We start from the raw sequence: 25,040 nt of genomic DNA, 5'->3' as shown, positions 1-25,040 counted from the left end.
GGGCTATGGCCGAAGATGCTGAAAGTGGCGGAGAGAAAACAGAAGATGCGTCGTCCAAGAAACTTTCCAAGGCAAGAGAAGAGGGGCAGGTGGCTAAAAGTACGGAAATTTCTTCCGTATTTGTCCTTCTTGCCGGTGTTATTGCGTTATCAGCCACTGCCGCGTATATGTATAATAATCTGCTGGCCGTGCTTTATTTCCATTTTAATTTTGAAAAAATTCCATTGTTAACCCCTCTTGAAGCGGTCAGATTGCTGGCGTTTGATACCGAGAAAATAATATTTATCTGTATTCCTGCCATGCTGGCAATGATGGTGATGGCATTGCTAGCAAATGTTGCCCAGGTCGGATTTGCCATATCATGGAAAGCCCTTGAACCCAAATTTTCCAGGCTTGACCCGATTAATGGATTTAAACAGAAATTTTCATCCCGGGCAGTTGTGGAATTTGTTAAATCCATAATAAAAATCAGTGTGATTACAATGGTGGCGTATTATTCAATCAAAGGGGAACTGACTGAGATATCCGTGTTGTATGATTATGGTATCGGCCAACTTCTTTTGTTTATCTTAAAAGTGGCGTTCTGGATCTTTATTAAGGTCTGCCTGATCATGATTGTTGTGGCCATGCTGGATTATGCCTATCAGAAATGGAAATTTCTGGAAGATCAGAAAATGACCAAAAAAGAAGTTAAAGATGAAGCCAAACAGACCGATGGTGATCCCCAGGTGAAATCAAGGATCCGGCAGCTCCAGCATGATGCAGCCAGGAAGAGAATGATGGCGGATGTTCCGGATGCAGATGTGGTGGTCACCAATCCGACCCGCCTGGCCATTGCGATAAAATATGATGGCAGCAAGATGGAAGCCCCCCAGGTACTTGCCAAGGGAGCCGGGCGGGTTGCAGAAAATATCAGAAAAATTGCAAGGGAAAATGATGTTCCCCTGGTTGAAGATAAACCCTTGGCCCGAAATTTGTATGGTAGTGTGGATATCGGCCAGGAAGTGCCCATGGAGTTGTTCCAGGCCGTTGCGGAAGTGCTGGCATATGTGTACAAATTAAAGGGAAGAACAAGATAAGAACATGACAATAATTTGGCGCTTTGTGTCAAAGTTTTTATCGTATAAGTGGGAGAATTAATGGCAGTAAGTGAAACCGGAATTATTGCAGGGTTAAAAAGAGAGTCGTCAGATATTCTGATGGTCGTGGCCTTTATTGGTATTCTAATGGCAATGATTTTACCCCTGCATCCCATTATCCTGGATTTTTTTCTGGCATTGAACATCTCCTTTGCCATTGTTGTACTGATCACCACCATGTATACGACAACTCCCCTGGAGTTTGCCATTTTTCCGTCACTTCTGCTGGTGTTGACCTTGTTTCGACTTTCTTTAAATGTGGCGTCCACCCGGTTGATTCTCTTGCACGGCAGTGAAGGTCCCCGGGCAGCCGGGGGGGTTATTCAATCTTTCGGCAGCTTTGTTGTGGGGGGGAATTATGTGGTGGGCCTGGTTGTTTTTATTATCCTTGTGCTGATTAATTTTTTGGTTATCACCAAGGGTGCCGGCCGAATTGCAGAAGTGGCCGCCCGATTCACTCTGGATGCCATGCCCGGAAAACAGATGGCCATTGACGCGGATATGAATGCCGGCATGATTGATGAAATAGAAGCCGGGGAACGGCGGCTGGCCATTGCCCGGGAATCCCAGTTCCATGGTGCCATGGATGGGGCCTCAAAATTTGTCCGGGGAGATGCTGTTGCAGGGATTGTCATCACCTTGATCAATATCGTGGGCGGGTTTGTCATCGGTGTCCTCCAGCAGGGCATGGAAATGGGGGAAGCATTAACGGTCTATACGCTTCTGACGGTGGGGGATGGTCTGGTCTCACAGATTCCGGCCCTTTTGATTTCAGCTGCCGCAGGCCTTCTGGTGTCCAGATCAGGATCTGACATGAAAATGGGCAAAGAGTTTGCAAAGCACCTTTTCGCCAGTTCTACCCCGGTGTTTATCGGATCGGTGATTGTGTTCTGCATGGGGTTGATACCGGGGTTACCGTCTCTCCCGTTTATGACTCTGGGACTGATCCTGGGGACCTTTGCCTGGTATTTTTTAAGGGGAGAAGAGGCGGAAGGAGACGACGGTCAGGTCGATGCCCAGGCAGACACAGAAGAGGAGGCAACCGGTGCCCCGGAAGATGTGGATCACCTGTTAAATCTGGATACCATTGAATTGGAGGTGGGGTATGGATTGATCCCCCTGGTGGATAAACAGCAGGATGGTACCTTACTGGGCAGGATCAGGGCGATCAGAAGACAATTTGCCACAGAAATGGGTATTATCATTCCCCCCATCCATATCCGGGATAACCTGAACTTAAGCCCGGCACAGTATCGATTGTTGATTAAAGGCGTAGAAGCAGCAGGAACCGAGTTGATGGTCAATCATTATCTGGCCATGGATCCCGGTGGGACGGCCCGGAAAATCGAGGGAATAGACACCATTGAACCGGCTTTTGGCTTACCGGCCGTATGGATTCCCATGGATCGTGAAGAAGAAGCAAAGTTTGCCGGATATACAGTGGTGGACAATTCAACGGTCATTGCCACTCATTTGACGGAGATTGTCAGAAAAAATGCCTATGATCTTCTGGGCAGGCAGGAAGTGCAACATCTGATGGATAACCTTGCCAAGACAAGTCCCAAGGCGGTGGAAGAATTGATTCCCAACCTGTTGAGTCTCGGGGTTGTTCAGAAAGTACTCCAGAATCTGTTGCGGGAAAGGATCTCCATCCGGGATCTGCTCACCATTGTAGAAACCCTGGCGGATTTTTCGCCCAAGGGAAAAGACCCGGATCTTTTGACCGAATATGTCCGGCAAAGAATTTCAAAAGGGATGCTGGCACCCTATCTGCAGGAAGGCAAGATGTTACAGGTGATGACCCTTGATCGAAATTTGGAAGAAATTTTGTCTAAAAATATAAAACATACGGAACATGGATCCTATCTTGCACTGGACCCCCGGTTGATCGAAGAAATTGTTCAAGCGGTGTCAAAAGAAGTGGAGAAACAGGTGGCGTTCAATACGCAACCGGTCATCATGACATCGCCAATGTTGCGCCGGCATTTCAGGAAACTGATTGAACCGTCGCTGCCCACTGTTTTTGTTGTATCCCACGCAGAAATAGTGGATGATATTAATTTACAGGCAAGTGGAAAGGTAAGTTTGAAGAATGAATAGGAAAATTTTTAAGGCTGAGAATATTCAATTGGCCATTGCCACCATCAAAGAAGAACTGGGATCAGATGCCATGATCTTAAGCACTCGAAAAATTCCTAAAAAACCCCTTGATCCTTATGCAAAAACAATGTTTGCAGTTGAAGCCGCCCTGCCGGAAAAGTCGGATGTAAAAATAGGGAAAGATCATATGATCCATGGCATAAAAAATGACATTGCCGAGATTAAAGATATGATTTCCATTGCCGGTTTTGGAAATGGGATGCGCCATATGGTCTGTAATCATGTTGAGTCAGTGGGCGTTCTCGCGGCCCTTTTACGGGCTGGTGTCAGTGAAACACTGGCCGGCGACATGATCCAAAAGGCCAGCGGGTTAATGGCGGACGTCCGGGATCCGGATGCCAAAATTAAATCTTTGAGAAAGGGGGTGATGCGTCAATGTCTGCATCACCTGATGACCCAGGATTTTTTTGATCGGGACAGACGGTCGGGAGTCCCCCATGTGGCCGCTTTTGTTGGTCCTACAGGGGTGGGCAAAACAACCACCATCGCAAAACTTTCGGCCCTGCTGCGGTTTCAAAAAAAAATGAAAATCGGCCTGATTTCCATCGACAATTACCGGGTGGGGGCATTTGAACAACTCAAAGCATATGCCTCGATCATGGGATTGTTATGTGTTCCTGCGTTTAGTTCCCAGGATTTGTCCAGTGCTTTGGATAGAATGAAATCAATGGATATGGTATTAATTGATACGGCCGGGCACAGCCAGTTTGACAAGCCGAAAATTGATGAGATATTGCAGTTGATGCGGACGGATTTTAAGATTTCAACTCATTTGGTCTTGAGTGTTACATCTGAATCGACTATTATGAAGGATGCAGCAGCAGCTTTTTCAGTATTTAATCCGGTTACGGTTGTCTTTACGAAGATAGACGAAACAAAACGGTGCGGTAAAATATTGGATCAGGTAAAGCATATACAATTGCCTGTTTCTTTGATTGCAAATGGGCAAAGGGTCCCTGAGGATTTGATGGTGCCGGATAAGCGGCAGTTGTTAAACATTATCCTGGGCAAGGGGTCAAAGGAGACATATTAAGTTGGATCAGGCAAAAGGACTTCGAAGCGTTGTTAAAAATCAAGGGCTTTCAAGGAGCCAGGCTGGTATGGCATCGGATAAAAAAAATCTGCCAAGGGTCATCGCAGTAACCAGCGGAAAGGGCGGGGTTGGCAAAACCAATATCGTTGGAAATCTGGCCGTTTCTCTGAGCCGGATGGGCTGGCGGGTGGTGATCGTTGACGCGGATGTCGGACTGGCAAACATTGATATTATTTTTAATTTAAGACCGGAGTATAATATCCGGCATGTGATTCGTTCGGAGAAAACCTTGAGCCAGGTCATGGTCGAATCAGACCATGGGATTAAAATTTTGCCCGGCGGATCGGGGTTTGCTGATTTAACACAACTCAATGACGGTGAAAAACTCAACCTTTTAAGTGAGTTCGAAGGGTTGTCGGATCAGGCGGATATTATTTTTGTGGACACGGGTGCCGGTATCTCTTCAAACGTCCTGTATTTTAATGCCGCTTGTGATGAATGTATTGTCATTGCCACAAGAGAGCCCACCTCCATTACAGATGCTTATGCCATGATGAAGGTCATGTCCCGGGAATATGGGACAAGACATTTTAAACTGATTGTCAATATGGTGGATTCGGATACTGAGGCTAAAAAAGTATATGCGTCCTTAAGCGGGGCCCTGGATAAATTCCTGAAAAATGTTGTGCTGGAATACGTGGGGTGTATTCCGTTTGACAAACAATTGCAGCAGGCGGTTCAGAAAAGGGGATTGATCATGGACACGGCCCCGGACTCACTGTCGGCAAAAGCCCTGGACGAAATTGCAAAGACCGTGGGGAACAGCCCTGCAAGAACCGATTTTAATGGCAGCTTGACGTTTTTTATGCAAAAGGCGTTTCAGGCTGCAACCTAGAGGGGATATTGTGTCTCTATATGAAAAATAAGGTTCAACCCCAAAAAACAGATAAGGACCTGTGGCGTGAAAAAAGCATTATTGAGTATGCATATCTTGTAAAGCATATCGCGGCAAGATTTGCCCTGCGCCTTCCGTCCAGTGTCTTTTTTGATGAATTGGTTTCTGCAGGATCTCTGGGCCTGATTGATGCCGTGGATAAGTTTGATACATCCAAACATGTCAGTTTAAAGACCTATGCCCAGTACCGGATAAAAGGGGCGATTCTTGATGAACTCAGAAGCATGGATACCTATTCAAGGTCCATGAGAAAAAAAATCCAGGATATTACCCGGGCAGTAAAGGCCATTGAAGATCAGAACGGGTCCCCGGCAACGGATGAAGAGATATGTAAGGAACTGGGGGTTTCCCTTGAGGGATATTATGATATGCTGACCCAGATTCACGGGGCATCCGTTTTAAGCCTGGATGAATTCATCCGGACAAAGAAAAATGATACCTATTCAAAGATAAGTTTTCAAGCCGGTATTCAAGGGCAGCAGAATCCTGCCGATTGTTTTGACAGGGAGGAACTCAAGTTTGTTCTGGCAAAGGCCATTAAAACCTTAACGCAAAAAGAACAACTGGTGGTGTCCCTTTATTATTATGACGAATTGACATTAAAAGAGATCGGTGAAGTCCTCACCTTGACGGAATCCCGAATCTGCCAGATTCATACCGCGGTTCTGGTGAAGTTAAAAACCAGACTTCAAGATTACTTTAATTAAAAGAGGTCATCAAATGTCAGATCCAGGTTTAGAACAAGACAATTTATTATCCCAGGATGAGTTAGATCAGTTTTTCGCTTCTTCTTCCACTGACGGCACTGAAGAAAAGCAATCAAGCGATGATGACGAATCACTGGATATGCTGGGCACGCTTTCCCGGGAAGACAAGGCCCTTTTTTCGAATTCAGATGTGTCCGAAGGAAAAGACTTGCTGGATGAGGGTGACCTTGACCCGGAGGATATGGAACTTATTTCCCAGGATGATATTGACAGCCTCATGAATGCCTCGGCTGATGAAGACTTTGAAATGCTTTCCTTGGATGACCTTGACGATCTGATTGCCGGAGAAACGGCAGAGACTGAAGTTGAAGGGGATACGGTGGACCCTGACCCCCAGGACGACCGGCTGATAGAAACAGACAGTATGGATCAGATGGTCCAGACCCCAGGGGGTGAGGAAACAGCGGAACCAGGGGAAGGCAGTAACAGCCAAACGGATGAGGATATCATTGCGGCATCCGAAGCCGTGGATATCCAGGGGAGCCTGATTGCCCAGGAAACACTGGATGCGTTGATGCAACCGGCAGATGATGAGATGTCTTCCCTGCCTGACATTCTGGATGAAGCAGACCCGGCGGTCAGTCAGGACGATATTGACGCGCTTCTGTATGTGTCCGAGGACGACAAAGAACAAGCGGGTGCGGCGGAAGAGGATGATGAGGATATTCTCATATCCCAGGATGATATTGATACGTTATTAAGGGCAGCCGATCAGGAGGATGAAGATGTCCTTGGCGATTTAATGGACAATGCTGGTGATGACAGTCTGGATGACGCAGTTGCGGACGAAGATATATTGGGAAATGAGGATTTTGACGCGGATGAAACTTCGGATGAGACACATCCGGTTGTCCTGGAAGGAGACGATCAAGAAACTGCTGTACCCCCACTGGGGGAAAAAATACCGGCAGGGTCCCCATGGGTTCGATCAAAGCGTGTGATAGTCTGTGCGTCGGTACTGATTGTTCTGGGAATTACGGTTCCAGCGGCGTATTTTTTCTTTTCATCAGGTGAATCCCGTGAAACAGGACAATCTGAGTCCATTTTACAATTTGCCGTGAAGGGACAAACGAACAGTGAACGTGCCACCGTGGATCTCCCGGCCAAATCCCAAGGCGATATGAAAAAGCCGGGAAATATAGTTTTAACGGATTTTATCATATTATCATCGGATCAATCAACCGACATGGTCTATATCGCGGCGGATATCTCCATCGATTATGCAGATCAACGCGTGTATCATGAAATTCAGAATAATTTATCCTTTTATCGGGATTTAATCTATGATTCTCTGAATAAAAATCTTGTTTTCGAAAAAAGAGAGCTGATGACCGAAGCAGATCTTTTACTGAGTATCGAAACCACGTTGAAAAAAGTGTTGCCCGGGTCGGACATTGCCCGGGTCAGTTTTAAATCTTTCAGCGCCACTTAGAAAGGGGGGTAACATGACAACCGTACCGGGGCATAATATTGTGATCCAGCAGTCCGTGGCGGTCCAGGAATTGGCACATCAGACCCATACGCCCAAACCTTCCCCGGAACAGGTCCTGGCGCAGCAGGAAGCCACTGCACGGGTTAAAAACACAACCGTGCAGGAGTTTGATGCATCTGAAAAGCTAACCGCCAAAAAAGAGAAAGACGCGTTAAAAAAAAAGCGCAACGAAAAAAAAAGAACAACAACGGATCAGGAGCCTGGGGCAACGGGCAGACTCCTGGATACGATGATATGATAGACATCTTTTCAATCGAATTCTGGATGGGGATTCTTTTTTTTGTCAATTTTTTCCTGATTATTTTTTTATTTGTTTTTGTGAAAAAGATCAATCGCCTGAATTTGGGGGAAGCACCCCCCCCCCATACCCATGAGGATGATGGGCAGGTAGCGGCCGGGCAGGCCGGCAGATCTGCCGGGGATATTATCCGCCTGCTCGAACCGTTGGTTCAGGAATCCAGAAATGCGGCCATCAGTTTTGATCAACAGATAACAGAGAAAAAACGGGTATTAAAAGAATTAAATACAGCATTGGATTCCCGGATTATCAGCCTGAATCTTGTGCTATCCCGGGCAGAGACATTAAAAACAAAATTGGAAGAACGGCAGGGTCAATTCATTCCAGACACCTCTTCATACGCGGTACTGGACCATCAGAACCAGATTATTGGGATGTATAACCAAAACCTTGATATCAATGCCATTGCCGACCGACTGGCCATTCCAAAAGGAGAAGTGCAGCTGGTGATTGATCTTAAAAAAAAGTTTATGGCAATGGAAAAGAAGGGGTGATGATTACCGGTATCCATCTGTCGTCCTCGGAAATGATCCTTACCCGGGACGAGGGTAAAAAACCCCCATTGCCCTTGTTTGTGAAAAATCAGAAGGTCCGGGCAACGGTATTGAAGATGATGCCCCCGGGGAATGCCCAGCTCCTGATAAACGGTCAAAAAGTCGTGGCAAAAACATCCATGCTGCTGAAACCCGGTGAGGAAGTACAATTGAAAGTTCTTGCCCAAAAGGATGCGGTTGTCTTAAAGCTCATTGCCCCGGTTCAAAAAATGACCCGTCAACAGATATCTTCCCTTGTCCGGTTTATTTCGAAAAATGACCCCCTGTCTGATGTCACCGGGATAAAGCAATCCGTTGTGAAAGACCTGCTATATGACATGGCATTAAAATCAGGTGAACCAGAGGAACGGTTTTTGCCGAAATTAATGGACAAAAGCGGTCTGCTGTGGGAAAAGAAAGTGGCCCAAACCTTGCTGGGCAAGACATCTGCTTCCGATATCAACGTCCAATTGGACAGGATGTTCAAACAGGATATGAAGGGTCATATCCTTAAAGAATTGTTGATGGCAGATGCCGGGAAATTTGAAACAATGAAAAGTGCTGTTGGTTTTTCTGAAACCCTGGAAAACTTTCAATTGCTCAATCACCACAGTTCGGACACCGGACGATGGCTGCTGCCCTTCCCCATTTTCAATGAATCCGTATTCCGTTTCGGGCAATTATTCATAGATACAGGGCGTAAAAGAAAAAAACAGAACAAGACGGTAGACACCCTGATTCGGATTTCGTTTTTACTGGACATGACACGTCTGGGGCCCTTGAGAGGGGATTTTTCAATATTGAAAAACGAAATTACCGGACGATTTTTATTCAAGGACGAAGTGTCCTGTGCCTATGTTCGATCCATGATCCCGGATCTGGAAACCCGTCTGGCAACGGTTGACTACCAGGTTCGCAAGATAGAATGTGTCATGGCCAAAGCAGAAGATATCCAGCAAACCTGCTTTATTGAAGCACTGGTAAACGACCATGATGATTCAATATTCAATATTGTGATTTAAAATAGAATGGATTCCCCTTACCCCAAAAAAGCGGTGGCATTAAAATATGATCGTAAAACAGACAGTTCACCCAAAGTAACGGCCAAGGGGCAAGGCAAGGTGGCCCGGAAAATTATTGAGTTGGCCCAAAAACATGGTGTTCCCTTAAAAGATGATCCCGACCTGATTGAGGTGTTGTCAGCCCTTGACATTGATGAAGAAATTCCTTCAGAAATTTATGTGGCCGTGGCAGAGCTTCTGGCCTTTGTCTATTCCATGAATTCCCGCCGATCTCCCAAATGAAAAATGGTTAAAAAATAAGGGATGTAACTTGGATCATCCTTGTGTATTTCAAAAAAAGTTATGACGGGGAGGTGTTTTTTGATGGGGAATGCCCCTGCTAGGAAAATATTGCTTTGTCCTGTCAAAACCCGGGCCTTTTCGGTGTCGGATTTTTGGCGATGGTTCTGTTTAAGTTCGGGTTCCTCGATCTTGGAAGTCGTGCCAATCGGTTCGCCTTAAGCTTCAAAACCTCTGCCATTAAAGGGTTTGAAATAAATTTTTTCTGATTTGGAATGTCCCGGGGAATTTTTTTGGCCCATTGTAAGGGTCAAGATAGGGTGTGAACATTAATGGCATTCATATTGCAAGTCATTCTTTATGAAGCAATTATTTTACAGGAGATGTCACCCCCATGCTGCTTGAAATGACCCGGCCGGTCCAAGGTGGATTGAGGCAGGAAAGAAAGTTGGAAACCGTATCAAACAATCTCGCCAATACCGATACCACCGGTTTTAAGAAAGATACCATCAGTTTTGATGCGACATTCAAAGCCCAGTTAAACAAAGATTTTTCCCAGGGTGCCCTGCTGACAACCGGGAATACCCTTGATATGGCCCTTTCCGGGGAAGGCTTTTTTAAAATAGAGACACCTGAAGGGATCCGGTATACCCGGAATGGAAATTTTTCCCGGGATATGAACAGCATCCTGGTGGATCAGGCGGGGAACCCGGTAATGGGTCAGAATGGGGCCATTCTCATTGAGAACGAGGACCTGGAGCAGGGACTGTCCATCAATCAAAATGGTGAAATACTGTTGGCCGGTGAAATTCTTGATACGCTTGATATCGTCACCTTTAAGGACCTGAACAGGCTGGAAAGGGAGGGGCAGAATTTGTTGAACTACACCGGGGACACCCGGGATGAACTCCAGGCACAAGGGGTGGTTGTGCAGCACAAAGCCCTGGAAAAATCAAATATTCGCGTTGTCGATGAAATGGTTCGCATGATCGATTACCACCGGATGTTTGAAACCTTTACAAAATCCATGATGACATTTGATGACATTGATAACAAGGCCATCAATGATGTTGGAAAACTCAGATAAACGAACAGGAGATAAAATATGATACGATCCCTCTGGTCCGCGGCCACCGGTATGAATGCACAGCAGGTGCAGATAGATGTTATTGCCAATAACCTGGCCAACTCCAGTACCACCGGATTTAAAAAATCCAGGGCAAATTTTGAGGATCTCATGTATAGAACCATGCAGGTCGCCGGTCAGACCACCCCGGGCGGCGGTCAGGTCCCCACGGGGATACAGATCGGTATGGGCGTCAGGCCGACCAGTGTGCAAAAACTTTTTTCCCAGGGGGATTATATCCAGACCGATAATCAATTGGACATGGCGGTCCAGGGAGCAGGCTTTTTCAAGGTACGTCACGGGGATGAAGATTTATATACCCGGGCCGGCAACTTCACCCTGGACAGTGAGGGGTTCTTGACCACACCTGCTGGTGATCGGTTGCAGCCGGAAATATCGTTGCCCACTGAAACCATAACGGTTACCCTCCAGGATAATGGAACGTTGAGCGCCCATGGGGCAGATGAAGCCATACTGGCAACGGAAAACATTCTGATCAATACCTTTATCAACCCGGCCGGTCTTTTTGCCGTGGGCAACAACCTTTTCCGGCCCACAGAAGGGTCTGGTGATGCCACAGAAAGAACACCGGGCGAAGACGGATCAGGAACAGTGGCCAATAATTTTCTCGAAGGCTCAAATGTCAGTGTCATTGAAGAAATGGTGGCCATGATTGCCGGGCAAAGAACCTATGAAGCCAATTCAAAGTCAATCCAGACCGCTGACAGCATGCTCACCACTGCCAATGGACTGAAAAGATAGATGACGGGTATGTGGATGTTCCGTGCCAATGGGAAAGCCATTATTCTGTTTCTTGTAGGTATCACGGCACTTCAGCAGGTCTGGGTAAATGGCCTGGGTGCAGGGGATGACCCGGATCCCAAAGCTGACATACGGATTACCATAAAAGAGACCAGCCTTGTGGTGCCGGCTCATATTTTTCTGGGGGACATCGCCGACATACAGGCCAATGGCCTGTTAAAGGAAGCTCTGGAGAAAGTCGTCCTGGGATCCTCCCCAAAACCGGATCAGATCAAGTCTTTTGATAGAAAGAAAATACTCTCTGTTATCCAGGGACAAAGATACCTGCCGGAAAACATAACGATCCGTTCGCCGGAACGGGTCTATGTGAAACGACGGGGTCAGGTGATTTCCAAACAGGATATCCGCCAGGTGATGGATCAATATCTTGCCCGGGTTTTCAACAACAAAGACTGTCAATTGACGTCCTTTGATGTTAGAGGCCTGGAAGTTTATCCCCGGGGAAAGACAAGGCTTTTGGTGGACCCGGATGGCAGTATCAGCAAAAAGGGACGACTGTCCTTTTTCCTGGATGTGATCATTGAGGGGGAAAAAGAGGACCGGGTGAGCATTTCCGGTGTTGTGGCCGTATATGAAACCGTGCTGCATACCACAAGGGCTTACGCAAAAGGCGAAACCATATCCCCGGAGACCGTATACCCGGAAAAGAAAAATATGTTTGAGCTGACCGAGAAGGGGATAACGACATTTGAACAAATTGATCAAAAAATTTTAAAATCCAGTATCCGGAAAGGTGATGTTTTAAAACAAAGCCTTCTCATTGATCCGCCGTTAATCCAAAAAGGGGATATGATTCAGCTGATTGCCAAAAATGAAACCCTGTCGATTGTTACCTCGGGAATTTCCAGGGAAGACGGGTTTAAAAATAAGGTAATAACCGTTGAAAATATTTCTTCCGGTAAGCTTGTCCGGGGAATTGTTAAAGGAAAATCAAAAGTGGAGGTTGTGTATTAAAAAAATGACACTAAAACACAGGGGTCGCCTCATCAATGGCATGATGGTGTTTCTATTTTTGACCGGGTTTTGGGGCTGCCTTTCAGGGTCTCCAGAAAAGACGTCAGGGCTTGTGATGCCCGAAGGCGCTTCCCCTCAACCCAGTCTTCAACCGGAATTCGCATCAGCCCGTCCCCAGGAAGGGTCTTTATGGATGAATAAAAACGCCTCTTTGTTTGAAGATTCAAAAGCCGCGCATATGGGCGATACGGTGATTGTGGATATCATTGAAAATTCAACCTCCAGCATGGATGTGAATACGGATGCTTCCCGGAAAACAGGGATGAACATCGGGGTGCCCAAGATCAACATCTTGGGTAAAACAACCAATTTTGGGGCTGCTTTGGGTGATACCAGTCTGATCAGTACCGATTTTTCAAACACGTTTGAAGGAGAGGCCACGAGCGACCGTTCAGCCCAGGTGACGGCGTCCATTGCCGCCAGGATTACAGAAGTGCTGCCCAATGGAAACTTGAGCCTGTTTGGCAGGCGGGCCATGAAAGTGAACAATGAAGTCCAGTTTATCACCGTGGCCGGGGTCATCAGGCCCCAGGATATTTCTGCTGCCAACCGGGTGAAATCCACCAGTCTTGCCGATTCGAGAATCGAATATTATGGTAAGGGTGCCCTTGCAGACAAGCAGCGGCCAGGCTGGGGAACCCGGATTATTGATAACCTGTGGCCCTGGTAGGAAGGAGAGTATCATGCCTGTAAACAGATGGTTTCATTGTTTTGTCTGGGGGCTCCTGTTCCTCATGGGGGGGGGCTTGGTTGCCACCACCCATGCGGCAAGGATTAAAGACCTTGCAGCCATACAGGGAATCCGTTCCAATCAGCTCACGGGTTACGGGCTCGTGGTCGGTTTGAACGGCACCGGCGATAAAGATGGGGTGAACTTTACCAAACAGGCCCTTGCCAACATGATGGAAAAGATGAACATCTATGTGGATAAGGCCGATTTAACGGTAAAAAATGTTGCTGCGGTGATGGTCACGGCAAATATCCCGCCTTTTGCCAGGATCGGTGATCGAATTGATGTGATGGCGTCTTCCCTGGGGGATGCCAAAAGTCTTAAAGGTGGGACATTGCTGGTAACCCCTTTAAAAGGGGTGGATGGCCAGGTGTATGCATTGGCCCAGGGACCGGTTTCCCTTGCCATCCCCAGTGGTTCCGGGGACCGGGACAGTCATCTCCAGGTGGCACGGCTTGTGAGCGGGGCCTCTGTTGAACAGGAGATTCCCTTTAAACTGGATGGTAAAAGAGACCTGATCCTGTCCCTGTTCCGGCCGGATTTTACCACGGCCAAACGGATGACAGATACCATTAACGCCTCCATTGGCGACGGTGTTGCCAAGACCATTGATGCCAGTGCCTTGCGCTTAAAGGTTCCGGAGAGTATGTGGCAAAAGAATGTGGCGGAATTTATAGCCGATATTGAAACCCTTACCGTGATACCGGACACCGTGGCAAAAGTGGTGATCAATGAACGGACCGGCACCATCGTTATGGGAAGTGATGTCACTATTTCCAGTGTGGCCATTGCCCATGGGAATCTTTCCGTCATCATTAATGATACCGGTCAAAATCCCAAGAGTGTCATGCCGCTGCCCGGCACCTCCACCATTGGAGAACTGGTCAGGGGGCTGAACTCCCTGGGGGTAAAACCCCGGGATTTGATCAGTATCCTGCAAAGCATGAAGGCCGCCGGCGCACTCCAGGCAGAACTTGACATTATATAACTCAACCGTCGGGGTTGGCCATTTCTGCCTGGGGTCAGGCTTTCTTTATGGCACTTTTTACCCGTATAGTCATGAAATAATGATAAAAAGCACAATAAAAAAAGCCTGACCCCGTCCATTAAAGCTGAAGACCGAAAGTTGAGTTATATAACGCAACCGTCGGGGGTGGCCATTAAAACTGAAGACCGAAGATTGAGTATATCATACGCATAAGGGAGGTATTATGGATATTGACAGGGTCATCAACCAGAACCCGGCAACAGCGGGTCTGGAAAAGATAAAAAGCCACACATCGGATGGCGGTTTTGGCACCCTCAAGGAAAAAGAGCTGAAAGAAGCCTGTGCCGGATTTGAAGCGATTTTTTTAAATACAATGATCTCTTCCATGCGGGAATCCTTACCCGGGAATGCCATTTTTCCGGAATCCAACGGAATGGAGATTTATCAGTCCATGTATGATCAGTATCTTGCCGATGACCTGTCAAACAGCAAAACATCCATTGGGGTCAAGGAATTTCTGGCTGCCCAGTTAAAAGATAAAATTTAACTCCCCCCCCTCTTTAACCGTATTGCTTTTTTTTTCCATTGCTCAAATATGGCATACTTGTTGCTATTTTTAATCTCCAGGGACAAAAACAGCCATAACCGGGAAAATATTGCCTGGCGCTAATTCGGGGATATCTACCCTGGTCAATGACGACCATTGCTGCATTTGCCTGGAAAATTATCCAGGAATCGTGGTCTTGGACCGATAGAATAATGGATGTTAAAAACAACGAGGAGTCAACATGGAAAAACGTGCCGATAAAATTGAAAACCTGCTGGGGGAGACACTTTTTTTGTACAAGGAACTTATCGATGTCCTTGAGCAGGAAAAAAAGCACATTGTTGATATGGATGTTGACTCTTTGTGGGAAACAATTGCCCACAAACGACAGATGGCGGCGGCCTTATCGGAATTGACCCGGCAGTTGCAGCATCTGGTTGAACAAAACGCCCCAGGCCTGGGCAGGGACAGCACGGCCGTTAACCTGTCTGATTTCATTAAACAGCTGCCGGTTTCTCCGGGGGTTAAATCCCGCCTTCGCAGGGACCAGATGGCCCTGGAAGCTTGCAAGAAAGAAGTCTCCCTGATGGCGGTTGCAAATAAAGCGTATATCCAACACCGGCTGGGCGTGATTGGTGATATTTTTGCTACGGTTGTGGAAACCGTTAACAAGAATCAATACAATCACACCGGGTCCTATTCCGGGAGCAAAGAAAAAAAACGTTTGATAAACGCTGAGGTTTAAGTTATGGCAGGCATCATCTCCACCCTGAGTATCGCTAAGACGGCAATCGCTTCACAGCAGTATGGATTGAATATCACCGGCCAGAATATCGCCAATGTGAACAATCCCGATTACAGTGTCCAGAATGCCGATCAAAAGAGTATGAAGCCGGCACTTTATAGCGGATTCCTTTTTGGCACCGGTGTTGACACTTACCAGGTCCGCCAGAGCGTTGATCAGCTCATTGAAGATCAACTGACAAATGAGCTGTCAACCCAGGCCTCTTTTGAGGAGCAGGAATCCTATATGCGGATTCTGGAAGGGTATTTTGACGAAAGCGCTGACACCAGCCTTTCAAATGTCATGACCGAATTCTGGAATTCCTGGCACGATCTGTCAAATAACCCCAAGGGGTCTGCAGAACGGGCCGCGGTGCTGGAAAACGGAAACATTCTGGCCACGACATTTCAATCCACTGTGTCTGAAATGGATGGACTGGTACAGGACATTACGTCGGATATAGATGCGGCCATTGTTCAAATAAATACAGTGACATCCCAGATTGCAGCCTTGAACCAGGATATCATGTCCTCTGAAATCGGTAGAAACGCAAATGATTTAAGGGATGAACGGAATCGATTGACCGATGAATTGGGACAGCTGATTAATATTAATTCCTTTGAACAGTCCAATGGGTCGCTGATTGTGAATGTGGCGAATGGGCTGAGCATTGTCAACGGGGTGGAAGCCCATACACTGGCCCATGTGGATAAAAAAATTGTCTGGAATGGTTCTACGGGTTCCCAGACCGATATATCCGATAAAATTGACGGGGGAAGAATCAGCGGGTTCCTGGAAATGCGGGATGACATTATTCCCACCTACCGGTCAGAAATAAACGACTTGTCCCGGGAAATGATCTGGGCCATGAATTATCAGGCATCCCAAGGCGTTGGGCTGGCGTATTTTTCAGAGCCGGTTATCGGGGATTATGCCACTGACGATACCGGATGGTTTTCCAGCTTTGAATTCGGTGACAAGATTGACACGGCCCAGGATTTTGTCATGTGGATGGAAGACAAAACTGATGCCCAGGCCCAGTATACAAAGATCAGTATGGATATGGATATCTCCCAGGCCACGATTTCCAATTGGCAAGGGGGCACCCCCGGGGCGGTTCAGTCGATTTACAGCCTCACCGTGGTGGAGGATGCGGTCCTGGGTGACCAGGTGGTCACTGAATCCGATGGAGACGGCCTTGCTATAGTCCAGGGCCTTGTCCTTGGGTCAGGCGCTGCCACAACTGTGAGTATGGCCCTTGATACGGCCATTGCTGAACAAACCCTGACGGTTTATGACGGCCCTTCCGGTACCGGTATCGTGACGGTGGCGGATGCCGGCGGTGATGCAAAGCGGTCTGCCGCATCCATTGCCGCGGCATTGAACCGGCTTGACGGGGTGGAGGCCCATGCATCCGACACCACGGCATCTTTTGATACCGCCGGTATCGTGAATGCGCAAGAGGGGGATACGGTCAGCTTTTCCCTTTATGTGGACGGCATTGTTCTCCAGCAGACCTTCACCAGGGACCCTGCCAGGGGAACCCTGCAGAAGCAGTTTGAAGAGGCCCTTTTGTCTGCCGGTGAAGCCATCAACACCATCAATGAAGATGATGATCTGTTTGTGGACGGGCTGTCCATTACCAGTCAGTCAGGGCGGACCCTGGGGGTTCAGGATTTTGCGGTGCAGGCGAATGCCGGGGTGTCGCTCACTGATTTTTTTAATTTTGATGGCGGAGATACTGTTTCCTTTACCATGGATGCCATGGCCGGCTCATCCGTTACAGATAGCATTGCCGTGTCTGTCAACCTTCTTGGCGTGGATCCGTCGGACCAGGCACAGATGGCCCTGGCATTCAGCGATGCCTTGTCAACGGCCCTGGAGGGGAAATCCTTTACCGTGGAAAATGATCTGTCCACCAACACTGTCCTTGTCCGAACAACGGATGGCTCCGACATCCGGTTAAGGGATGCGGGCAATGAAATTGGGAATGATGCCACCATTACCCTTGCTGAAGTGGCCGGCACCACTGCGGATGCCGGAAATGCCGGCGGAACAACCCTTGATTTTACAGTTGCAGCAACGGATACTGCCAGATACAATGCCACCCCCACCACCACGGATACCCTTGGTTTTTCCGGCAATGGAACCGGGGTGACCCTCCATGAATCCGCTGCAGGGGCTGTCAATAAAACCGGGGTGATCACCGGAACGGTGACGGTGCTGCTGGAACCCGGTATGTCTGTCCAGTCCACTGTTTTCGGTGCAGGATCCGGCGGGCTCTTTGACAGCCAGCTGGCCAAAAAAGGCAGTTCCATCCTGACCCTGGGCGGGGAGGGCGGATTTTCAAATTTTACGGCTGGTGAAACCCTTTCTTTTGACCTGGACGGGACCCCCATTGATTTTACCATCGGGTCTGCAGCCGGCAGTACCACCGACATTGAACTGGCCAAGGCCCTTGAAACGGCCTTGAATAATGATCTTGCAGCGGGCGGGGTGGGGGCGGATTATCAGGTCATCCGGACAGGAACCGCTGTTTCCGTCATAAAAGATGTCTCGTTGGAAGATCCCATCCGGATTACCGATTTTACAGAAACAAACGGGCTGGGGGAGGGGAATAATGCGACCCTGGCGGTGAGAACCGGCACCGGGCAATCGGCCCATCCACCGGAAACAGATCTGCTGGAGTCGGGCAATCCTGCCCGGAATTTTACCACCTCTTCTCTTTACCATGACCAGGGAACCCTCCTGTGGGAGCGGCTGGATAAAGATGGGATCCGGACCGGGGCATCCGGTCTGGTCACGCTTGAGGATGAAGGCCGGGTGACCCTTGTTGAAGATGGCCTGGAGACCCTGTCCTTTGATATCTCAAAGGGCAGCCTTGTGGCGGGAAATACCTTAACGGTGAACACCGATATCTCTGGAAACCCTGATCCCCTGGAGTTACAGATCACCGGCCATGCCAACACCATTAATGATATCTATCAGTTCACGGTTGTTTCCGGTGGCAAAGTCGGGCACCTGCCCGGACCCAATGAAGCGTCCCTTGTGATTGAGTGGCGCAATGGGGTGAAAAACGGGTCCTTTACCATTGAAGGGCATGACCCGCCAACCACCCCTGGAATGCCCGTGGAGGTGGCGGTGGATGGGATGAACCTGGCGTTTCATAACGGGACCTTGTTGGCCAAGGACGTCTTCACCATCACCACCGGTGAGACGGGCAGTCCTGTTTTTTTAGACAGTTCAAACCCGTCCCCGGGCGGAAAATCCTCTGACTGGCACTGGACCCTTGATTCCTTTGCAGACCAGTTCAACCGGCAGGCACCCGGACTGAAAGCATCTGCCACTTTCGACAATCGATTGAAATTCGAGACTTCAGATACCTATTATACCCTGGAGAATATTCAATACTCCCAGGCGAACGGCTTTAATGAAGTTAATTGTTCTCTGGACGTCAACGACTGGGGCGCCATTGATTTTGCCGTGGATGATCTTCGGTTTGTCCGCTCCCAGGGCGGGTGGGGTGTAGTGAATGACCCGACTGGCGGCACTGTGCAACTGCTGCCGGCCGGGGGTGATGATGACGGATTCGGTGTGGATCTTACCGGGGACGGGCTAGCCGATATGGACATTTGTTTTACCCAGCGGGTCAGTGGTGACGGATTTGTACAGTTTGACCTTCGCAAACAAAGTGCCAATGACATTGGTTTTGCTTTTTCCGATGATGCCGCTGCTTCATCCGGTCTGGTGGCCGCAGCCGGCGTCAATACGTTTTTCAAGGGGGTGGATGCCCAGACCATGGCAGTGTCAGAGGACCTGCACAACACCAATTTGATCACATCAGCCACCATTGACAGCCAAACCGGACACATCAGCCAAGGAGACAATACCAATGCCCTGGCCATGGCCGATGTCCAGTACAAGGAAATGACGCTGCGGGTGTGGGACTACACCCGGGGAAACCAGTCCCAGTCCAGCACCACCACTGTCACCCTGGATGACTATTATAACCAGATGGTCAGTTCCATGGGAATTGATTCCAGAAGTATTAAGAATTCAAAAGCATTTGCCGATATTATGGTAAACAATATCAGGGAGCAGAGAGATTCCATTTCTGCTGTCTCCCTGGATGAGGAGATGATCAAGCTGATCAAATATCAACATGCTTTTTCCGCTGCTTCAAAATTGCTGACCATATCCAATGAAATGCTGAACACGCTGATATCCATGAGATAACAGGAGAGACAACCATGAGGGTTCCCACCATTACAACCTATACCACATCCACCTACCTGCTGGGTAACCTGAGCAGTGGGTTAAAAGATGCCAACGAGGTGGTCAGCACCCAGAAAAGGATCATTGAGATTTCCGATGACCCCGTGGGATTCAATCAGGTATTGACATTGAAAGATACCATGGGCAATCTTGAACAGATCGAGCAGAATGTGGCCATGGGTCAGTCATGGCTGGACACGGGGGAAACAGCCCTTGACAGTATTCATAATTTAATGCTTGAGGTCAAAACAGAGGTGACCCGCCTGGCCAACGATTCCACCACCGCTGATGAACGTGCCAATGCCATTGAACGGATCAACGGCGTTATTGAGCAGATGGTCACCCTGGGCAATACCAGGGTGAACGGGAATTATGTTTTTGGGGGTACGGATTCAAATATTATTCCGTTTGCTTATGACAAGGATGGACAGCCGGAACAGGTGGTGTATAACGGCAATCATACACCCTTTGAAATCCGGACGGATAAAAATGTGGGGGTGGCTGTTGGCAGGGACGGTGAAGAAACGTTCTGGGATCAAACGATCCAGATTAATGCCTCGAACAATACCCTTGTGTTTCAAGAAGACATCGGCCGGGGAAGTGCCTTTGAAAAAAGGCTGACAGCGGTTGTTCCGGATGGGGTGTATACGGCTAAAACCCTGGAACAGGCGGTTGAGAACGTCTTGAACAGCGCCTCTGAAACATCGGGATACCAGGTCAATTATCAGGTGGCCTTTGATGCCGACCAAAAAAAATATACCCTGCAGACAGACGGCAGGTATCCGGGATTTATCCAGACCACTTTTCTGTGGGAGGATGGCAAGGATGCCCATCTGGATCAGATGACCGTGGGCAACGGCATTGATCCTGATAATCTGGATATCCAGGTCCTGAATTCTTCGGCATTGACCCTGGAGACCACGGAACAGACCGGGCCCCTGCGCTTTGTCTGGGACGGTTATGAAAACTGGCGGGTTGAGAACAATCCCGGCTATATTATCCCGGCTAAAATACCGGGAACCGCCCACGGGTTTGCCCTGGAACTGACTGAATCCGGCGCGCCGGATATCAGCGTGAAACTGGGACAACCGGCAGCGGTTGAAGGGGCATATGTTGCCTTTGAGATTATGCTTGAAAAAGGGGATCACAGTATCGGCCACGAGATGGGTTTTTCAGGGGTGAACAGCCTGTACACCCTTCCGGTGTCTGAGGTTCCGGCAACGGCTATCACAGATCTAACCATTGTCAGCGGTGTGAACGATACCATTGATTTTATAGAGAAAAGTCCCCTCTCCCCCATGGGTGGCGGCACCAGTGCGGAACTGACCGCGGTCATTACCGCCGGCAATTATACGGATATGGATGCCCTGTGTCTGGAAATCCAAACCCGAATGGCCGAGCAAAGTGTTAACACCGTGGACTATGCGGTTTCCTATGATCCCGAAACCAGCCGGTTCAATATCCGGGAGGATGGGTCCTCTCTGGATGAACTGGATCTGCTCTGGAAAAGCGGTACCCACAGCAATGCCAGTATCGGGTCCACCCTGGGGTACTATCAAACGGATGATGAATTAACCTATCCCGGGACTGATAATACCCCGGTTCAGTGTGCCATTACCATTGATGAAACAAACGACATCCTGGATTTTGAAGAGGTGAACAATGCCGGGGTCTCCAGTGGGACCCTGAGGGCCTTTATCTCCCATGGCACCTATACCAGCATGACCGATTTGTTGAATACTGTTGAAACTGCCATGGCTGCGGTTTCCGCCAATGGGGTGGGGTATACCGTGGCCTATGACAACGCTGTTTCCGAACTGACCATCCAGAGTGCGCCGGGGGCGCTGAATGAATTGCGGCTTTTTGCAGACAGTGATGTGGATTCCATAAAACAGACCCTGGGATTTGACCTGGCCGCCACCGGCGATACCACCCATACCAGCGACACGCGGCCCGTGCTGATGACCTTTGGCAGTGACAACAACTGGATTGATTTCCAGGAAACGAGCAGTGCCGGCCTCATGTCCGACCCGGTCAGCATTGAGATTCCCAAGGGCGACTACACCAACCTGGATGCGGTGGCCCAGGAAATCCAGACCGCCTTGAGAGCGGCATCCCCCCTTCAGATTGCCTATGATGTGGGCTATGATTTTGACACGGGGAAATTTTTGATCAAGGGAAGTGACCAGGACCTGTCCTCGTTCAGCCTATTGTGGAAGACCGGTAATCATTCAGACAGCAATGCGGCTCAGCTGCTGGGGTTTGACCCGGCCCGGGACGATGTCATGGCGTTTGCCGAATCCGATCAAACCGTGATTCAGCTGAATATTGACGAAACAAACAATACACTTGATTTCCAGGAGACGGTCCAGGGCAGCAAGGGGAAAATCGTTGACACGCTTACGGCGTTAATTGAACCCGGCACCTATACCACGTATCCTGACCTGGCCCGGGAAATTGAACAGGCCCTGGAGCAGGAATCCCATAACAAGGGAAATGATATAGATTATGCCGTATCCTGGGATGACCACACCCAGCGATTTACCATTAAAGAAGCCGGGACCCGGCTGGAAGAATTCCGTCTGCTGTGGCAATCGGGTGAGAATGCACCCACGGATCAGGGGGGGACCGGATTGGGTATCGGAGCCCTCCTGGGATTTGACGGCACATCCGATGATATCAAAACGCCCCTGTCCGGGACCGATACGGTGAGCTGGGGAATTTTTGATACGTTGATTGATTTAAAAACGTATCTGGCGGATAATGACAGGGATGGGATAGAAAGAACACTGGGGCGGCTGGGAACCCATTATGATAATATGACATCCAGAATTGTGGATACGGGGATGAAATACAATCATCTCGAGGTCAGGCAAACCATCACTACCCAGATGGGCCTGAGCCTCATGCAACGAAAATCCACCATCGAGGATGCCGATCTGGTGGAATCCATTATGGCCCTTCAGAATTTACAAACCGCCTATGAGGCCGCCATGAGTTCAACGGCAAAGGTAATGAGCTTAAGCCTGCTGGATTATTTATAAAAGGATAGACAATGCTTGTTTTGACTCGAAAATTAGGAGAGAAAGTAAAGATTGGTGATCATGTTTACATCAGCATTCTTGAAATCGAATCAGGAAGTGTCAAGATCGGTATTGATGCTCCCAGAGAAGTGACCATCCTGAGGATGGAGCTGCTTGAGCAGGTGAAAAATAAGAATATTGAGTCTGTTGTAAAAGAGGTGTCCGATATTGCCCAGGCAGCGGCTTTTGTTAAACATAAATTTCCCAAGGAGTGAAAAACCGTGAAAATTGAGACCAGAAAATTTGGTAAGATTGAAATTGACGAGACAAAAATTATTACCATGCCCGAAGGCCTGCCGGGATTTGCCGGCTTTGACCGGTTTGTGCTGCTTGAAGATGAAAAGATCGCCCCGTTCAGCTGGTTTCAGTCCATTACAGAGCCGGATCTGGCGCTGGTGATCATGAATCCGCTGCTCTTTAAGCCCGATTATAAGGTCAATGGACTGAATGAATTTAGTGTCACCCGGGGATGGAAGGATACCCAGGTGTCGGATTTTCTGATTTATGTAGTAGTGAATATTTCCAATGGAAAGGAAGAACAGAAGATAACGGCCAATCTTATGGGACCGTTGATCATCAATTCTAAAAATAACGAGGCGGTACAGGTTGTTATGTCAGACAGTTCATATTCCCATCAGCACAATGTCCTTGGGTAAAGGGAGGGGCTGCTTTAAACCCTCCCGCCAGATCCGTTGATCAAATTCGTCGATCAAAGATCAAGCCGGACAATTCTTCCATTTTCTCCATTATATTCAGCAGTTCTTCCGATGGGATCTGCCGGATCAATTCATCTGTTCGCCGGTTTTTTACCTCTACAATTACCTGGTTGTCCAGGTCTTCCCGGATGGAAAAACCCAGGTTCGTTCCCATGTCCCCCATGATGTCGTTCAAGGCTTCGGTCATTTCCCTGGTTTTTTCAACCTGGGTGTCTTTTCCGGATTCCAGGGCTGCCTGACTCGCCTGCCGTTTTTCCGGTTCGGACACGCTTTTGACGGTTGTCGGGGAAGCAATAAAGGTGTCAGATGATTTGCTGATATTGGTGGTATCCATGATACCCTCCTTATTATTCTGTATGGCTGATTACTCTGGGATGGTTTGCTGTCATTGCCGGTGATCCGTATGAGTGGATGATTTTTTTGCCGGTTGCCAGGGTTTTTAAACTGTTCTCAATGCCGTCTTTATGGGTTCGGACCTTTTTTTCCAATACCCTGTTTTGTTTTAACAGACCCGATATCCGGGTCATCAAAAAAACGAGGGTTTCATTGGATTCTTCTGTCTGATCCAGTTTCGCTTTCCCGGTCAGGATATGGATGTCTGTTTCAAGCTGTTCAATGGCCAGATGCCGTTCCCGGCATTGCGTCTCCAGGTCCGGTAAGAGGTCATGGTCAAAAGAATCGATATGACGTGCCTGGAGATGGTCCAGATTGTCGATCACCCGGGTGATATGCTTGTATTCCATGGTCATGGTTACACCGATATGGATCCCAGTCTGGAAGGGGCATTTCCCTGGGCATACCCATTGCCGGAACTGCTGATCGCCATGGGTTTGGGTCTGGTTGGAGCCGGTGTGCGCCGGCCTTTTCCCATGACATCGGTTTCCCAGATGTCCCGTAATTTTGAGATATACAATTCGGTTCGCGTAATGATCTGGATATCGTTGTTGAGGGATACCATGGGCAGCTGGGTTAACATTTCCGTGTAAAGCCCCCGTAAAAAAAGGGTGCTATCATCCTTCATTGTCGGGTCAACCGACCGGTTCAGTTCGGAAATGATGGCAATGACCTTGCTCAAATTTTCCCCGCGTTTTTGAATGTTTTTTTCTTCAATCCCCTGTTTGACCAGCTTGAGCCGCTCCTGGGCCCCCTTGAACAGCATCAGGATCAGTTGTTCCGGTGACATCCCGTCATAATGCGTGTTCAGGTATGAATTGAGTTGCGCCGCCAGTGCCATTACCACCTCCTGGAAATTGTTTGTATATGAATGTATGTGTACA

The 25,040-nt window shown here is 48.5% G+C and carries 24 protein-coding genes; 21 read left to right on the top strand and 3 right to left on the bottom strand.

All coding sequences use genetic code 11. The annotated features are described in order from the left end of the window. Positions 1-5: 5 nt before the first annotated feature. The 21 genes from flhB (at position 6) to fliW (ending at position 23,703) form a co-directional block, all read left to right on the top strand. Entirely contained in the window at positions 6-1,079 is a 1,074-nt protein-coding gene (gene flhB / locus Q1Q15_RS02790; RefSeq protein WP_300456346.1) for a flagellar biosynthesis protein FlhB, read from the top strand. Positions 1,080-1,139: 60 nt separating this feature from the next. Then, positions 1,140-3,239 (top strand): flagellar biosynthesis protein FlhA, encoded by a 2,100-nt coding sequence (flhA, locus tag Q1Q15_RS02785; protein WP_300456344.1) that lies wholly within the window; start codon positions 1,140-1,142, stop codon positions 3,237-3,239. Beyond that, on the top strand, positions 3,232-4,332 hold the full coding sequence (locus tag Q1Q15_RS02780; RefSeq protein ID WP_300456341.1) for a protein FlhF: 1,101 nt from the start codon (positions 3,232-3,234) through the stop codon (positions 4,330-4,332). Before flhA ends, Q1Q15_RS02780 begins: the two co-directional genes overlap by 8 nt. Before the next feature lies 1 nt (position 4,333). Beyond that, on the top strand, positions 4,334-5,227 hold the full coding sequence (locus Q1Q15_RS02775) for a MinD/ParA family protein (protein ID WP_300456338.1): 894 nt from the start codon (positions 4,334-4,336) through the stop codon (positions 5,225-5,227). A 20-nt stretch (positions 5,228-5,247) separates the two neighbouring features. After that, positions 5,248-5,994: a FliA/WhiG family RNA polymerase sigma factor gene (locus Q1Q15_RS02770; protein WP_300456335.1), complete on the top strand. Its 747-nt coding sequence runs from the start codon at positions 5,248-5,250 to the stop codon at positions 5,992-5,994. 13 nt (positions 5,995-6,007) lie between these two features. Beyond that, on the top strand, positions 6,008-7,486 hold the full coding sequence (locus Q1Q15_RS02765; RefSeq protein WP_300456332.1) for a hypothetical protein: 1,479 nt from the start codon (positions 6,008-6,010) through the stop codon (positions 7,484-7,486). A gap of 13 nt (positions 7,487-7,499) precedes the next feature. Continuing rightward, positions 7,500-7,784 (top strand): hypothetical protein, encoded by a 285-nt coding sequence (locus Q1Q15_RS02760; protein ID WP_300456329.1) that lies wholly within the window; start codon positions 7,500-7,502, stop codon positions 7,782-7,784. Beyond that, positions 7,781-8,338, top strand: a complete 558-nt coding sequence (locus Q1Q15_RS02755) for a hypothetical protein (protein WP_300456326.1) — start codon at positions 7,781-7,783, stop codon at positions 8,336-8,338. Before Q1Q15_RS02760 ends, Q1Q15_RS02755 begins: the two co-directional genes overlap by 4 nt. Beyond that, positions 8,338-9,399 (top strand): hypothetical protein, encoded by a 1,062-nt coding sequence (locus tag Q1Q15_RS02750; protein ID WP_300456323.1) that lies wholly within the window; start codon positions 8,338-8,340, stop codon positions 9,397-9,399. Before Q1Q15_RS02755 ends, Q1Q15_RS02750 begins: the two co-directional genes overlap by 1 nt. Before the next feature lie 6 nt (positions 9,400-9,405). Further along, on the top strand, positions 9,406-9,681 hold the full coding sequence (locus Q1Q15_RS02745; RefSeq protein ID WP_300456320.1) for an EscU/YscU/HrcU family type III secretion system export apparatus switch protein: 276 nt from the start codon (positions 9,406-9,408) through the stop codon (positions 9,679-9,681). Positions 9,682-10,072: 391 nt separating this feature from the next. Beyond that, positions 10,073-10,765 (top strand): flagellar hook-basal body protein, encoded by a 693-nt coding sequence (locus Q1Q15_RS02740; RefSeq protein ID WP_300456317.1) that lies wholly within the window; start codon positions 10,073-10,075, stop codon positions 10,763-10,765. 18 nt (positions 10,766-10,783) lie between these two features. After that, positions 10,784-11,566 carry a flagellar basal-body rod protein FlgG gene (gene flgG / locus Q1Q15_RS02735; RefSeq protein WP_300456314.1) on the top strand — a complete coding sequence of 261 codons (783 nt, stop codon included), beginning with the start codon at positions 10,784-10,786 and terminating at the stop codon, positions 11,564-11,566. After that, complete coding sequence (gene flgA, locus Q1Q15_RS02730) at positions 11,567-12,580, top strand: flagellar basal body P-ring formation chaperone FlgA (protein ID WP_300456311.1); 1,014 nt, start codon at positions 11,567-11,569, stop codon at positions 12,578-12,580. A gap of 4 nt (positions 12,581-12,584) precedes the next feature. Beyond that, positions 12,585-13,310 (top strand): flagellar basal body L-ring protein FlgH, encoded by a 726-nt coding sequence (locus tag Q1Q15_RS02725; protein ID WP_300456308.1) that lies wholly within the window; start codon positions 12,585-12,587, stop codon positions 13,308-13,310. A gap of 13 nt (positions 13,311-13,323) precedes the next feature. Then, positions 13,324-14,358 carry a flagellar basal body P-ring protein FlgI gene (locus tag Q1Q15_RS02720; protein WP_300456305.1) on the top strand — a complete coding sequence of 345 codons (1,035 nt, stop codon included), beginning with the start codon at positions 13,324-13,326 and terminating at the stop codon, positions 14,356-14,358. Between the two features lie 223 nt (positions 14,359-14,581). After that, positions 14,582-14,905 carry a rod-binding protein gene (locus tag Q1Q15_RS02715; RefSeq protein ID WP_300456303.1) on the top strand — a complete coding sequence of 108 codons (324 nt, stop codon included), beginning with the start codon at positions 14,582-14,584 and terminating at the stop codon, positions 14,903-14,905. A 241-nt stretch (positions 14,906-15,146) separates the two neighbouring features. Next, positions 15,147-15,650 carry a flagellar export chaperone FlgN gene (gene flgN / locus Q1Q15_RS02710; RefSeq protein ID WP_300456300.1) on the top strand — a complete coding sequence of 168 codons (504 nt, stop codon included), beginning with the start codon at positions 15,147-15,149 and terminating at the stop codon, positions 15,648-15,650. 3 nt (positions 15,651-15,653) lie between these two features. Then, positions 15,654-19,925 carry a flagellar hook-associated protein FlgK gene (gene flgK, locus Q1Q15_RS02705; RefSeq protein ID WP_300456297.1) on the top strand — a complete coding sequence of 1,424 codons (4,272 nt, stop codon included), beginning with the start codon at positions 15,654-15,656 and terminating at the stop codon, positions 19,923-19,925. A 14-nt stretch (positions 19,926-19,939) separates the two neighbouring features. After that, positions 19,940-23,008: a flagellar hook-associated protein FlgL gene (flgL, locus tag Q1Q15_RS02700; RefSeq protein WP_300456296.1), complete on the top strand. Its 3,069-nt coding sequence runs from the start codon at positions 19,940-19,942 to the stop codon at positions 23,006-23,008. Positions 23,009-23,019: 11 nt separating this feature from the next. Next, positions 23,020-23,262: a carbon storage regulator CsrA gene (gene csrA / locus Q1Q15_RS02695; RefSeq protein WP_300456293.1), complete on the top strand. Its 243-nt coding sequence runs from the start codon at positions 23,020-23,022 to the stop codon at positions 23,260-23,262. A gap of 6 nt (positions 23,263-23,268) precedes the next feature. Beyond that, positions 23,269-23,703 carry a flagellar assembly protein FliW gene (fliW, locus tag Q1Q15_RS02690; protein WP_300456291.1) on the top strand — a complete coding sequence of 145 codons (435 nt, stop codon included), beginning with the start codon at positions 23,269-23,271 and terminating at the stop codon, positions 23,701-23,703. A gap of 40 nt (positions 23,704-23,743) precedes the next feature. Here the strand turns inward: fliW and Q1Q15_RS02685 are convergent, their stop codons facing one another. Genes Q1Q15_RS02685 through fliS form a run of 3 tightly spaced genes read right to left on the bottom strand, consistent with a single transcriptional unit; the run spans position 23,744 to position 24,997 of the window. Beyond that, a complete protein-coding gene (locus tag Q1Q15_RS02685) occupies positions 23,744-24,097 on the bottom strand; it encodes a flagellar protein FlaG (RefSeq protein ID WP_300456288.1) in 354 nt (117 codons plus the stop codon). A 13-nt stretch (positions 24,098-24,110) separates the two neighbouring features. Continuing rightward, positions 24,111-24,512 (bottom strand): hypothetical protein, encoded by a 402-nt coding sequence (locus tag Q1Q15_RS02680; RefSeq protein ID WP_300456285.1) that lies wholly within the window; start codon positions 24,510-24,512, stop codon positions 24,111-24,113. 2 nt (positions 24,513-24,514) lie between these two features. Then, entirely contained in the window at positions 24,515-24,997 is a 483-nt protein-coding gene (fliS, locus tag Q1Q15_RS02675) for a flagellar export chaperone FliS (RefSeq protein ID WP_300456282.1), read from the bottom strand. Positions 24,998-25,040 lie beyond the last annotated feature (43 nt).

It is taken from the genome of Desulfobacula sp. (assembly GCF_030145145.1).
Classification (GTDB): Bacteria; Desulfobacterota; Desulfobacteria; order Desulfobacterales; family Desulfobacteraceae; genus Desulfobacula.
Note: the sequence above shows the minus strand (reverse complement) of the source record. Positions and strands in the feature narration are given on the sequence as shown.